This window comes from Kosakonia oryziphila (genome assembly GCF_900094795.1).
In the GTDB taxonomy this organism is placed as follows: domain Bacteria; phylum Pseudomonadota; class Gammaproteobacteria; order Enterobacterales; family Enterobacteriaceae; genus Kosakonia; species Kosakonia oryziphila.
Window position 1 is genome coordinate 43,789 of sequence record NZ_FMBC01000032.1, and the last position, 13,071, is coordinate 56,859.

A 13,071-nucleotide genomic window follows, 5' to 3' on the forward strand; every position below is an offset into this window, starting at 1 on the left:
AGGAAATGGCTATGCAAACAATTGACTTTTATATGGTGGACGCATTTAGCGACCAAACTTTTGGCGGCAATGCTGCTGCCGTATGCCCGCTTACCGAATGGCTTCCTGACGATCTGTTGCTGAAAATGGCGCAGCAGCATAATCAATCCGAGACAGCGTTTTTTGTCCGCAATGACACCGGGTTTGAGTTGCGCTGGTTTACCACGCAGGTGGAAATTAACCTCTGCGGGCATGCCACCCTTGCCGCCGCGCACGTGATTTTTGAGTATCTGAATTACCCGGAAACGGAAATTCTCTTCGCTACCCGTTTTGTCGGCCCACTGACAGTAACACGCAAAGGCGACTGGCTGACGCTCGATTTTCCGGCCTGGGAGACGCAAGAAATAAGTACGCCGCCGGAACTGTTGTTGCAAACGCTGGGCATCAGCACGGCGAAAGAGGTACGTGTGGCGCGGGATTATCTGGTTGTGCTGGAGAACCAGGCGCAGGTGGAAGCTTTGCGGCCGGATATTGCCGCCATGAAGCCGCTGGAAAAAATGGTCTGCGTGACCGCGCCTGGGGATGATTACGATTTTGTCAGCCGTTTTTTCTGTCCGGGCGAGTCGGTGGCGGAAGACCCAGTGACCGGCTCGGCACACAGCATGTTGATCCCGTACTGGGGCGATAAGCTGAATAAAACGGTGATGCAGGCACGGCAAGTCTCTGCACGCGGCGGCGATTTACGCTGTGAATGGCGCGGCGACCGCGTACTCATCGGGGGCCAGGCGACGCTCTATCTACTGGGGAAAGTCTTTCTGCGCTAAGTTCAGCCCCGAGATCCGCCAGTAGCTTGCGGTGTTGCCTGTGCGGTTAACCATTGCTGGTTAACCGCACAGGCTTCAGGGCAGGCGGGCAATATTGGCTTTAATGACTGCGACGGAGTGATTGAATTTCGCCACTTCGTCACCTGCCAGTTGTAACTCAATAATCTGCTGAACACCGCTTTGCGTCAGCACGGCTGGCACGCCAATTGCCACATCTTGTACGCCGTATTCTCCGTCGAGAATGCAGGAGATCGCCAGTGCACGGTGGCTGCCAGTAAAGATATTACGGCAGATCTCGGCGATAGTCCCTGCAATGCCGTACTCGGTGCAACCTTTGCGGTTGTAGATCTCAAAGCCGTGGCGGCGTACTTTGTCTGCCAGTGCGTCGAAATCTAAGGGTTGCCCGGTTTTGCGCAGGTAGACATCGGCAATCGGCGAACCGTACACCGACGAGTGCGACCACACCGGAAATTGTGTATCGCCATGTTCGCCGAGAATAAACGCATCAATACTTTGTGCACCAATATCCAGCGCTTGCGCCAGCGTACGACGCAGGCGTGTGGTATCCAGCCAGACGCCGGTACCGATCACCTGGCTGCGCGGCAGACCGGAGAGCTGCCACACCTGCCAGGTAATGATGTCGCACGGGTTAGTGGCGACGAGGAAAATACCGTTAAAACCGTTGGCCATCATGGACGGGACGATGTTTTTGACGATCCGCGCAGTACTGGTCAACTCATCCAGCCGCGTCTGGCCCGGCTGTAATGGGCCGCCAGAGACAGTAATGACCGCAATGTCGATATCGGCACACTCTTCCACCGGGCGTGTGGAGATGGTCATCATGCCGGGCATATACGCGGCGGCATCCGCCAGATCCTGAACGTGGCCTTCCACGCGCTGCTGGTTGAGATCGACAAGGATCAACTCCTCGCAAATGTTTTGGTTCAGCAAGGCATATGCAGCGGACGCGCCCACATTTCCTGTGCCGATAATCATCACCTTACGGGCTTTGGTATTCATCAAGTTCCACTCTCAGAGTTAGATATGGGCGTAAATTACCGTTACTTCTCCCCGTAATGCAATGCTGCGCCAGAGATATAAATTATCCCTATGAAAGAGTCCGGGCTTTGCGCTGTATCAGCCGGATCCGCTGAGCATTTTTATGGAGAAAGCGCTGAGCTGAATGCCTTGCCGCGCAGGCGGTCAGGCCTCAGGAAGCCCGGTTTGTGGCGTTGTTGTCATTAACGCCAATCTATTAATATCGCGTAGGTGGCACGCCGAACATGGCGCGAAAAGCAAAGGTAAATGCGGCCGGGCTTGAATAGCCAAGATCAAGCGCGACCTGCGTGACGCTACGGTTGTTTTTTAACATCACCACTGACTCAAGCAAGCGCACGCGTTTTTTCCATTCGCTGAACGCCACACCGGTCTCCTTTTTGAAACGGCGCGAAAACGTGCGCACCGACATCCCGCTACAGGAGGCCCACTGCTCAATGCTGTGCGCTTCACCCGGCGTTTTTTGGATCTGGCTACATACCTTTATCAGCAACGGCGATCCTGGCCATGATATCGACAGACCGGCATCCGGCAACTGCCGAAGTAACGAAATCAGTACCTGTACAAGCTGTGAATCTTCGCCTTCACTATCATATAGTTCCGGCACATTTTGCGTCGCGTAATGGATATACTCACGCACGAAATCGCTGACCACCACGACTTTGCTGCCGCTGAAGTCTATGGTCGCGAAATCGGCTTCCACATAGAGGCTTTCCAGCAACACGTCGCTACTGGCAAGAATACGGTGCGGTACATGGGCTGGTATCCAGACGCCAAAAAGAACGGGAACCACCAGCGTCTTGCCTTCAATTTCCACGCGCATATTTCCTTTCCGCGCATAAAGAAACTCCGCGAACGGATGCTCATGTCTGTCCACTCCCGTATCGCCCGTCAAGGGATAACTTCGAAAGTAAACCGGGCGAGGCAAGGTCAATAGTACCGGCGCGGGTTGGCCACAAATGGGCTGACGCGGTGGGAACACTAACTTAGAGCACATAATAACCTGACCTCTATTCGATGAAGTTTGTCTTGATAGCACAGCGCAGCCAGGGCGGGTTTACTGAATAATGAAGGGGTCATAAAAATGTTTCACCCGTCATGCATAATTTACCAGCCATCTGCATGAGCGATAAGCCTTTTCTCACGTATTGACTGGATTGACGGGGATATTTACGGCTGGCAACATGCTATGTTGAAGGAAAGATGATGGCTAACGAATGTACCGTCGATGCGATCGGCAAACCAGATCATTGGCTGCGGATCGTGCAGGAATTGCTATCGCAGGCAGGCATTGTGATTAATGGGGCTGAACCCTGGGATATCCGGGTACACGATACGCGCTTTTTTAAGCGCGTATTACAGCAGGGATCTCTCGGCCTGGGAGAAAGCTATATGGATGGCTGGTGGGATTGCAAACAGCTCGATGTGTTTTTTGACAAGCTGCTCCGCGCACAGCTCGACGAACAGCGGCCTGCCAGTTTTGCCGATCTTCTTCGCATCGCATTTGCGCGGCTCGCGAATCCTCAGTCACGCAAGCGCGCCTGGCAAGTTGGCGAAGCGCACTATGATCTGGGTAATGATCTGTTTAGCCGTATGCTCGATCCCCATATGCAATATTCCTGCGGCTACTGGAAGGACGCCGATGAGCTGTGTACGGCCCAGGAGGATAAGCTGGCGCTAATCTGTGAAAAACTGCACTTAAAGCCGGGTATGACACTACTGGATATTGGCTGCGGATGGGGTGGTTTGGCTGAATATGCGGCACGGCATTATGGCGTAAGCGTGGAAGGTATTACGATTTCGGCAGAACAAAAAGCCTACGCCGAAAGCCGCAGCGCCGGGCTGGATATTCGCATCTTGCTCCAGGATTACCGCGATCTGGATAGGCAATATGATCGTATCGTCTCGGTCGGCATGTTTGAACATGTTGGTCCGAAAAACTACGCCACCTACTTTCAGACTGCGGATCGCTGTCTGAAACCTGAAGGCCTTTTTTTACTGCACTCCATCGGATCAAATAAAACTCAACATAACGTTGATGCCTGGATCAATAAGTATATATTTCCTAACGGCTGTCTGCCCTCGGTGAAACAAATCGCTGAAGCCAGCGAGCCTTATTTTGTCATCGAAGATTTACATAATTTCGGTGCCGATTACGATAAAACCCTAATGGCATGGCATCGCCGCTTTAATCAGGCCTGGCCACAATTATCAGGCAATTACTCAACGAAATTTCACCGTATGTTCAACTACTATCTCACCGCCTGTGCGGGAGCATTTCGCGCCAGAAATATCCAACTCTGGCAACTGGTGTTAAGCCGTGGCGTCACCGGCGGGCTGCGTGTGGCTCGCTAAATACAATATTTAGAAGGCGAGTAAAAACGCCATCACCGTCTGTTTGAATTAAAAAAAGAGACTCTGTCGTTATATTCATTGGAAGATAAATAATATGAACATTAATTTCTTTGTTACCTGCATTGGCGACGCGCTCAAATCGCGCATGGCCCGCAACAGTGTATTGCTGCTCGAACAGTTAGGTTGTCATGTCCAGTTTCCGGAAAAGCAGGGGTGTTGTGGTCAACCGGCAATTAATAGCGGCTACATTACCGATGCGTTGCCGGGCATGAAAGCGCAAATTGCTGCGCTTGAGATCAACGAAGATCCCATTATTTCTCCCGCCGGATCCTGTATGAACGCGATTCGCCACTATCAGGACTGGCTGAGCGATGAACCTGAATGGGCAATGCGTGCGGCAAAAGTTGCCAGTCGGATGGTCGATCTGACCTCATTTATCGTTAACCAGCTTGGTGTGACGGATGTCGGCGCGCGCCTGCCGGGACGGGCTGTTTACCATCCTTCATGCAGTCTGTTTCGTAAGTTGGGCGTACGCGATGAACCACTGGCGTTGTTACGTGAAGTGCGTGAGCTGGAAATTATCCCCTTTAGCGCTCAGGAAACCTGTTGTGGTTTTGGCGGCACTTTTTCGGTCAAAATGGCCGAGATTTCCGGTGAGATGGTGAAGGAGAAGGTTGCGCATCTCATGGAAGCGAAACCGGATTATGTGATCGGCGCAGATGCCAGTTGCCTTATCAATATTGGTGGACGCTTGCAGCGCGAAGGCTACAACGTTCGTGTGCTCCACATTGCTGACGTGCTGATGAGCCGCTAAGGAAGCAACATGTATCTTAAAACCAGTAACCTCCCTTTTTATGATCGGGTTCAGCAGCAAATTGACGATCCGGTGATGCGCCATGCCGTCGCTAACGCGCAGGATCGCATTGGCATCAATCGACAAAAAATGGTCGATGAACTTGAAAACTGGCCTGACTGGCGTTCACGCGCTGCTGAGATCCGCGCCCATGTGCTCGATAATCTGGATGCTTATCTCTACCAATTGAGTGAAAAGGTTAGTGCGAATGGCGGTCATGTATTTTTTGCCGACACTCGTGAGGATGCTACCCGTTATATTTTGCAGATTGCGCAGCAAAAGCATGCCCGCAAAATCGTCAAATCAAAGTCGATGGTGACCGAAGAGATCGGGATGAATGTCGCGCTGGAGAACGCAGGTATAGAGGTCGTGGAAACCGATCTGGGCGAGTATATCCTGCAACTGGCCAAAGATGCCCCCTCGCATGTGGTTGTCCCTGCCATACATAAAGACCGCCATCAAATTCAGCGCATTTTACGGGAAAAACTGGGCTACGAGGGCCCCGAAACGCCGGAAGCGATGACACGCTTTATTCGCCAGAAAATCCGCGCTGATTTCCTCAACGCCGATATCGGCATCACCGGATGCAACTTTGCAGTAGCAGAGACCGGGACGATCAGTCTGGTGAGTAACGAAGGCAATGCACGGCTCTGTACCACTGTGCCACGGACACATATTGCCGTGATGGGCATGGAGCGCGTGGTTCCCACCTTTGCTGAGCTGGATATCATTCTGACCATGCTGGCCCGCAACGCGGTGGGCGCCCGGCTTACGGGTTACAACACTTGGCTTACCGGGCCTAAAAAGAGCGCGGAAAGTGATGGACCTGAAGAGTTCCATCTGGTGATCGTTGACAATGGTCGCTCGCGGGTGCTGGGTTCTCCTTTTCAGGATATCCTGCGCTGTATACGCTGCGGCGCCTGCATGAATACCTGCCCGGCCTACCGTCATATTGGCGGGCACGGCTACGGCTCGATTTATCCAGGCCCTGTTGGCGCGGTGCTCTCGCCGTTGCTCGGCGGCTATGACGACTTCAAAAACCTGCCTTATGCCTGCTCGTTATGCACAGCCTGTGATGACGTCTGTCCGGTTCGTATTCCGTTGTCTTCACTGATCCTTCAGCATCGCCGCACGCTGGCTGAAAGTGGAATGACGCCCGCGATGGAGAGACATACTGTACATCTGTTCAATTACGTTAACCGCCATCACTCGCTGTGGAAGGTCGGTATGGTAGCGGGCGCACGCGCAGCGCAACTGATGATTCACAACGGGAAGACGCCTTTTAGCATCGCGGCTATCCGCAAATGGACGGAAGCCCGTGATCTGCCTGAAGCGGATGGCGCAAGTTTTCGTAGCTGGTTTAAAACACATCAAAAGCAGCATAAAAACGGGGAGGAAGCATAATGGAAAACCGCGATGCCTTCATGCAAAAGCTTGCTCAACGGCTCGGCCGCGAACCGCGTCAAATCCCTCAACCATTGCCCACGGCGCACTCTGCACCGCTGAAAAGCCGCTATGCCGGGCTGATTCAGCAGCAGCCTTGCGACAGCTTCATCGAATATGCGACACAGGTGATGCAGGCTCACTGCGAAGTGGCCCCGCTGGCTACACTTCCTCAGGTTGCTGAACGGCTCTGTAAACATTACGGTGGCGGCCCGGTATTGATGAGCGGCGACGCCAGGCTGGCAAATGCGGGCATTACGGCGCATTTGCAGAACATTTTCCCGACAACATGCTGGGCCTCGCCAGATAGTGAAGAAAACCTGCACAAAGCCGCCGCAGCCAATATTGGTGTGGTCTTCGCCGAATATGGCCTTTGCGAAACCGGCGGCGTAGTCCTGTTTTCTGCTCCTTTACAGGGACGAGCCATTAGCCTGCTTCCTCCAACCACATTATTTATTCTTTATAAGAGCCGCTTGCTGCCTGGCGTTACACAACTGGCTCAGGTTCTGCATCAGCGGGTACAATCAGGTGAATCTCTCCCTTCCTGTATCAATCTTATCGCCGGGCCAAGCTCGACGGCGGATATTGAGCTTATTAAAGTTGTGGGCGTTCATGGGCCATTGAATGCGGTCTATTTGATTATTGAGGATTGCTAAGGCCATTAACAGGGTGGCTGAGATTTTATATCAGCCACCATAATAAGGTGATAATGATTTGTTAGAACCTATCTCATTAGGCTATTTTATTTGCTGGTTTGGCCCTGGGCAGTACTCAAAATCCTCACGTACTACCTGTACGCTCCGGTTTTTCCGCGCTGTCCGTGTCCAAACCACCAGTAACAATTACGCCTACTGGGATAGGCTCTTAGTCAGGGATATCTATTGTATGACAATGATTTCCCTGACACTGCCAATAAAGAAGGTCTAAAAATGGGAAAAGAAAGCTCATTATATCTGATGAGTTTAACCATCCAGGATATTCTCCAGTGGATAGAGTGCAATATTGCAGAGCCATTGTCGCTGGGCGTGTTAGCGCAAAAATCAGGATATTCTGCGTGGCATTTTCGGGGGCGATTGTCACTTTCCGTTTTCTACTCTAACTTTTCTTTAGTTGATTCCTTTTGATTATGCCTCCCCGATAGTCATGCTCCCCCTTAACTCATTTAAAGGGGGTTGAGGCAGGCGGTAAAGCGTTGCCGCTTTTCTCTCCATCGAGATAGCCTCCTGAGCATTTTGATACTTATGCATGGCTGGTGCAAGCCGGGCAGGGGATGATTTTATTGCTGTCTCTACGCGAGAGTGAGCGGTTCTATTCATCTTTAAGTTTTATTATTTTCCCATCTTTTCCTGTGCGATATTCGCCGTCATCTATTGTAAATATAATTCCTCTATTTTTGCTATAACTCACCCAAAAAACTCGCTCCTTTTCTATGCAATTAATCGGTGATCGCATATCTTTAAAACAGAGCCTGTCATATTTTCCTTCCTCTTTATAACCCTCACCAAACAACCAGAAGCTTACAGTGTAATTACCATAGGGGGCCGGTTTGGGAATGTCATAACGTTGTTTCAGTATTTCCTTGTTCTTTAGCCACCAGTCAATTTTGCCTCTGATAGTGAGCGGAAAATGATTCACTAAAACATCGCTAAAATTATCTTCCTGATGGACGGCGGTGATTTCTATCGGGCGTGAGGTTAACCACAAAAAATAGCCCATCAACACACCGCCAGCGACAATAAGAATCAGCAGAGTTTTTTTGAGGTTAACTTTCATTACGGCCCCCGGTAATCTCTACAGTGGCTTCCATATTGGTCATGAATGGCTTGAAGCCAAATTGATTGCACCGCTGGAGAACAAACCAGATGCGAAAGAAATGAAACTGGCTGAATTTTGTTTTCAGTATATCGTCGCTGTCGAGGCCAAAGTGATCCTGTACCTTGTAATGCACCACTGCCCGATAACGATCATTATCAATTTGTAGCGATTTTAAGGTGATATGTGTTGCCCAAGTATCATGGACGGTAATCCCCATGCCATTAAAATTATCCTGAAACCTGTCAAATTTAGGTAGTTTTCCCCTGAGAATAGCTTTTCGTAATTCTTCATTTACATTGGCAAAGTAAATACTATTTTCCCAGTCTATATTATCTTTAAGTGATTTTCTCAATAATAAACGAGTGCTGTTTTCAGTTTTGTCGCTAAGAATCTGCTCTTTCAATGCCCGGCTCAGCGACATATCTTGAAACGGCGTACCGTTGCCGTTCTGCATGTGAGTGATCATCTTTTCGATCAGGTGGCTGTACGGGCCATAAATAGAAAACTTGCTGGATAATGAACGGAACTCGTCAAACAGCATTGCGGTACACTGCTGGCGGGTAATCTTTTCACCCTTGCCACGTAGATTACAGCAGAACATGGACTGGGGACGATCCATCGAGGAACGCCGGGTAAGCGTCCAGGGATCAACGCGGCCAGAAATATAGTCCAGCCGGTACTGGGATTTTAACTGTGCTTCGGTCAGATCGCCGCAGCGCATATCACTGGCGCTGTAGTCGTCCATCCATTTTTGAGTTTTGAATATGGTGCAGGGAAACTGTAAGGCGGTCATCTTGATACATTCCTTGTGTAATCGTCCGTTGAAGTCTTCACAGGGAATAATACGCGGTGAAAGTTCAGAGTGTAAACATTGTACAGCCCCTGCCTGTAATTTTTTGCCACGTTCCGGGCAGGTGATCCTACCCACGTAATGTGGACACAGCCCTAAGCGAGGTTTTTGTTTTCAAACTGTTCCGGGCTGAGACCGCCACAGGCACTGTGACGACGCCACCGATTGTAATCACACTCAACATAATTAAATACAGTCATCCGCATTATTTCCCGGCTGATAAAGTGTTCCCCGTGGATACATTCCACTTTCAGTGAGTGGAAGAAGCTTTCCGCACACGCATTATCGTAGCAACAACCTTTTGCGCTCATGCTTCCGTGCAGGTTGTGCCGCTTCAGCAATGCCTGATAATCCGCTGAACAGTACTGCCCGCCGCGATCCGTGTGAACGATAACGTTTTTCGGGCGTTTACGCCGCCAGAGTGCCATCTGTAACGCATCGCAGGCCAGTTTTGCTGTCATTCGTGAGGACATCGACCAGCCAATAACGGCACGAGACCACAGGTCAATCACCACCGCCAGATACAGCCAGCCCTCATCCGTGCGAAGTAGAGTAAGAGGCAGGGCGTAGTCGGACTATTTACCTGCCTCTCCTCCCCGAACCGGACGTGCACCTTTCAGCGCATCCGGCTCTCCGTTTAAACGCTGGCGAACGCCATTGCCACTTCAGTAAAACGTGATGTATACGTGTTTCTGGCTTCCATCCTCAGGTAAGGGTTACTTTCAGGCAGACACCAGCGGAACAGCTTCTTGCCTTGCCCGACCAACCGGTACAGCACTTCACCGCTGAGCTTGCCGTGATTGGTTTTACCAAATAAACCCCACGTTTTGCTCTGACCCTGTTTTGGTGATTTACACCACCACCTCATCAGGGTAGCGATGCCTGTACGGTATTTTCGGGCCATCCAGTGAGCCATTTTCCAGAACACCACTCGGTCAATATAACTGAAGACTTTAGCCTTAAAATCAACGAACTGGTAGAACGCGGCCCAGCCTTTCAGTTTTCGGTTGAGTTGTTCAGCCATATCGACTTTACTTTCACTGTAATTGCCTGATAACAGTGCTGTCAGCGATGCGGCGAAGTTTCTGGCCCTATCGTGTGGGATTGTCGATGCTACCCGCATATCGCCGTAACGACTGCGTTTGCGGATGATCCTGTGACCCAGAAAGATAAAACCGTCGTTTACATGGATGATTTTAGTCTTGTCCATGTTCAGCCTGAGCTTCAGACTGTCTTCGAGCACGCCCCGGCACTCCTCCCTGATGGCTTCCGCCTGCGCTTTGGTGCCTTTGACGATAAGCACGAAGTCATCGGCATACCTGCTGCTCATTACTGTAGATCCGCAACTCATCATCCAGCGATATTCGTATCGAGACCGGCTGGCCACACAGCGTTTCGGGAACGCTGTAACGATTGCCGCCAACTTCTATATAGCTCGCATTGACTCAGCATTTTTGTTACCGAACGCGCACTGTTGCCTCATCAAAATTGTTACTTTGGCTGAGTGATAAACAATCAGCCAGAGGTGCACCTATGAGCAATGCATTGTTGCCTATGGATACCCGTCGCCAGCTGCTGCGGGCGCTGAAAACACGCTATCAGGCAGCCAGTAAGGCAGAGAAAACCCGGATCCTCGAAGAGTTCATACTGATCAGTGGGTACCATCGTAAATCAGCAATCCGGTTACTGAACGGGGCCGTCACTAACGGTAACCAACAGAGTCGCTCAGCCACGGCTCGTTCGATTTATGGCGCAGCCGTTCAACAAGCTCTGATTGTTCTCTGGGAAGCTTCAGATCGCTTGTGCGGCAAGCGTCTCAGAGCGTTACTGCCCCAGCTTATTCCAGCTATGGAGAAACATGGGCATCTCAGTCTGAATCCGACACTCCGCGAACAACTTATGAAAATCAGTGCGTCCTCTATCGATCGCCTGCTGAAAGAAGCACATACCACCGCCGGTAAAAAACGTAACCGGGTGGTTAATCGCGTCAGTAAAAATATCCCGGTCAGGATGTTTACTGAGCATGAGCGACATTCACCAGGGTTTATGGAGATGGACCTCGTGGCACATTGTGGCCGGCATCTCTCTGGTACCTTTTTGTGGACGTTGTCGCTGACCGATATCGCCAGCGGGTGGACAGAATGTGTGGCGCTGCCGGCACGCAACGCAGAATTGATCATCCGGGCAGTTGATAAGGTTCAAAAGATCCTGCCATTCCCGCTTCTCGGCCTTGATGTTGATAACGGCGCTGAATTTATCAACGAAGCTTTATTTGAATACTGTTCTGCCAGATGTATAGCACTAACGCGTTCCCGACCATACCGGAAAAACGATCAGGCCTGGATAGAACAAAAAAATGGCTCAGTGGTCAGAAAGCTGGCGGGATATGGTCGTCTTGACGGTGAGCACGCAGTAAAAGCGATGAACCAGATGTACATGGCTAATCGATTGTTTATTAACTTCTTTCAGCCATCGTTCAAGCTTCTGGAGACGCAACGTATTGGTGGGAAAACGGTTCGCAGGCATGACGCTCCCAAAACGCCCTATAACCGTCTGATAGAACTACATACCCTGCGTGCTGAGCTTCGGGGCCATTTTGGCGATATCATCCACGCACTTGACCCTTTGAAATTGCTGGAAACCATTCGACTCTATCAGCACCAGTTGGCACGAATAGCCGTCGGGGATCCCGTCGGAGACAAAAACAGCGATTTAACCGCATTTTTGCAGAGTCTCTCCGTAGCCTGGCAGGAGGGTGCGGTGAATCCTTTACATCATCCCGCACCATCAAAACCCCGTCACTGGCGAACCCGGGCAGATCCCTTTGCGGAAGTCTGGAACGAAATAGAATTCTGGCTGAAAGCGGAGCCGCAGCTGGGCAGTACCGAATTACTTCTTAAGCTTGAAGACGCCCATCCGGGTAAATTCACCGAAGGCCATCGCAGAACACTGCAGCGCCGGTTACAGGAATGGCGGGTCAGAGTGGTAAGAGAGCTGGTTTACGGAACTCGTGCCGATGGTAACATTTTAGTTGAAGCAAGAAAGTAACATTAACTGGTGAGGCAACACGTCGGCAAAACTAGTTGACGTCTAATAACCACCTGCGGCTGGCAGTTTCAGATTGAGTCTCACGACTCGCTCTTACGGATAACCCGTGGCTACGTTGTCCCCGACGCTTTGCACCCTGAAATTACTCTCAACGCACAGCCGCCCAGGGAACTGCTGGTGAGACAGCAGGTTTCTTCACACTTATTACTACATACTGGCTGAAACAATCACAGGAACAGCCTCGTGTCACACCACAGAATTTCTAACACTCCCTCGAAAAATGGTTATCGCCCGCGAGTTACTTACTGAAACCAATCGCTCAATTACCGAAATTGCCATGCATCTCGGTTACCAGCAGCAGTCGACATTCTGCCGGGTGTTCCGGGAACATTATCAGCGAACGCCAAGGCAGTATCGCCTTCAGGTTCAGAGCGGGATCGTCAAAGGTAAAGCGGTTTTTTCCCCACGGTGAAGTTTTCATTCTCAAATCTCCTGCACTGCGGAGATTTGAGTAGGGTGGTCTCATTTGAGCGCGGTTTGAATCGCCACGGATAATCTAGACACTTCTGAGCCGTTGATAATACTGGTTTTCATATTCTGTCGGTGACATCTGATTGCTCGAACCATGCCGACGCTTACTGTTATAAAACATTTCGATGTAATCGAAAATATCGCTGCGGGCTTCTTCCCGTGTTCCGTAGATCTTTTTCTTTATCCGTTCGCGTTTCAGCAACTGGAAAAAGCTTTCTGCAACCGCATTATCGTGACAGTTACCGCGACGGCTCATGCTGCCCTCCAGGCCGTGTGATTTCAGGAATGACTGCCACTCATGACTTGTGTACTGACTG

The 13,071-nt window shown here is 50.7% G+C and carries 13 protein-coding genes and 3 pseudogenes; 8 read left to right on the forward strand and 8 right to left on the reverse strand.

What is annotated here, in order from left to right; translation table 11 throughout:
* The first annotated feature begins 11 nt into the window (after nucleotides 1-11).
* On the forward strand, nucleotides 12-803 hold the full coding sequence (locus GA0061070_RS15570; protein ID WP_090136971.1) for a PhzF family phenazine biosynthesis protein: 792 nt from the start codon (nucleotides 12-14) through the stop codon (nucleotides 801-803).
* A gap of 75 nt (nucleotides 804-878) precedes the next feature.
* Here GA0061070_RS15570 and GA0061070_RS15575 read toward each other — a convergent pair whose 3' ends face one another.
* The gene (locus tag GA0061070_RS15575) at nucleotides 879-1,823 is read right to left on the reverse strand and encodes an L-lactate dehydrogenase (protein WP_090136972.1); all 945 of its coding nucleotides are present in this window, start codon (nucleotides 1,821-1,823) and stop codon (nucleotides 879-881) included.
* A gap of 235 nt (nucleotides 1,824-2,058) precedes the next feature.
* On the reverse strand, nucleotides 2,059-2,856 hold the full coding sequence (locus GA0061070_RS15580; protein WP_090136973.1) for a helix-turn-helix domain-containing protein: 798 nt from the start codon (nucleotides 2,854-2,856) through the stop codon (nucleotides 2,059-2,061).
* A gap of 209 nt (nucleotides 2,857-3,065) precedes the next feature.
* Here GA0061070_RS15580 and cfa point away from each other — a divergent pair, with 209 nt between their 5' ends.
* The 5 genes from cfa to GA0061070_RS25550 all read left to right on the forward strand — a co-directional run bounded on the left by cfa (nucleotide 3,066) and on the right by GA0061070_RS25550 (nucleotide 7,634).
* Entirely contained in the window at nucleotides 3,066-4,214 is a 1,149-nt protein-coding gene (gene cfa / locus GA0061070_RS15585) for a cyclopropane fatty acyl phospholipid synthase (protein ID WP_090136974.1), read from the forward strand.
* Nucleotides 4,215-4,308: 94 nt separating this feature from the next.
* Complete coding sequence (locus tag GA0061070_RS15590) at nucleotides 4,309-5,028, forward strand: (Fe-S)-binding protein (RefSeq protein ID WP_090136975.1); 720 nt, start codon at nucleotides 4,309-4,311, stop codon at nucleotides 5,026-5,028.
* Between the two features lie 9 nt (nucleotides 5,029-5,037).
* On the forward strand, nucleotides 5,038-6,471 hold the full coding sequence (locus tag GA0061070_RS15595) for a LutB/LldF family L-lactate oxidation iron-sulfur protein (RefSeq protein ID WP_090136976.1): 1,434 nt from the start codon (nucleotides 5,038-5,040) through the stop codon (nucleotides 6,469-6,471).
* Nucleotides 6,471-7,166, forward strand: coding sequence for a LutC/YkgG family protein (locus GA0061070_RS15600; RefSeq protein WP_090136977.1), 696 nt, complete (start codon nucleotides 6,471-6,473; stop codon nucleotides 7,164-7,166). The genes GA0061070_RS15595 and GA0061070_RS15600 overlap by 1 nt, the downstream gene beginning before the upstream one ends.
* Nucleotides 7,167-7,391: 225 nt before the next feature.
* On the forward strand, nucleotides 7,392-7,634 hold the full coding sequence (locus GA0061070_RS25550) for a hypothetical protein (RefSeq protein ID WP_244153152.1): 243 nt from the start codon (nucleotides 7,392-7,394) through the stop codon (nucleotides 7,632-7,634).
* Between the two features lie 184 nt (nucleotides 7,635-7,818).
* Here GA0061070_RS25550 and GA0061070_RS15615 read toward each other — a convergent pair whose 3' ends face one another.
* From GA0061070_RS15615 to GA0061070_RS24815, 5 genes and pseudogenes are all read right to left on the reverse strand, one after another.
* Nucleotides 7,819-8,283, reverse strand: coding sequence for a DUF943 family protein (locus tag GA0061070_RS15615; protein WP_090136979.1), 465 nt, complete (start codon nucleotides 8,281-8,283; stop codon nucleotides 7,819-7,821).
* Nucleotides 8,273-9,118 carry a YPO3983 family protein gene (locus tag GA0061070_RS15620; protein ID WP_090136980.1) on the reverse strand — a complete coding sequence of 282 codons (846 nt, stop codon included), beginning with the start codon at nucleotides 9,116-9,118 and terminating at the stop codon, nucleotides 8,273-8,275. The genes GA0061070_RS15615 and GA0061070_RS15620 overlap by 11 nt, the downstream gene beginning before the upstream one ends.
* Before the next feature lie 152 nt (nucleotides 9,119-9,270).
* Nucleotides 9,271-9,732, reverse strand: a pseudogene (locus tag GA0061070_RS15625) (IS3 family transposase); the annotation flags it as partial.
* 80 nt (nucleotides 9,733-9,812) lie between these two features.
* A pseudogene (locus GA0061070_RS15630) lies at nucleotides 9,813-10,502 on the reverse strand (group II intron maturase-specific domain-containing protein); the annotation flags it as partial.
* Nucleotides 10,492-10,608: pseudogene (locus tag GA0061070_RS24815) on the reverse strand (Mu transposase domain-containing protein); the annotation flags it as partial. The pseudogenes GA0061070_RS15630 and GA0061070_RS24815, both read right to left, overlap by 11 nt.
* Nucleotides 10,609-10,708: 100 nt before the next feature.
* Between GA0061070_RS24815 and GA0061070_RS15635 the strand changes: the two are divergent.
* Together GA0061070_RS15635 and GA0061070_RS15640 are read left to right on the forward strand one after the other, a co-directional pair.
* Entirely contained in the window at nucleotides 10,709-12,223 is a 1,515-nt protein-coding gene (locus tag GA0061070_RS15635) for an integrase catalytic domain-containing protein (protein WP_208598179.1), read from the forward strand.
* Between the two features lie 337 nt (nucleotides 12,224-12,560).
* A complete protein-coding gene (locus GA0061070_RS15640) occupies nucleotides 12,561-12,695 on the forward strand; it encodes an AraC family transcriptional regulator (protein WP_244153155.1) in 135 nt (44 codons plus the stop codon).
* Between the two features lie 84 nt (nucleotides 12,696-12,779).
* On the opposite strand, the gene GA0061070_RS15645 is transcribed toward GA0061070_RS15640, so the two are convergent.
* Nucleotides 12,780-13,071 (reverse strand): IS3 family transposase (locus tag GA0061070_RS15645; RefSeq protein WP_139109778.1); only part of this gene is annotated, 292 nt, incomplete at its 5' end.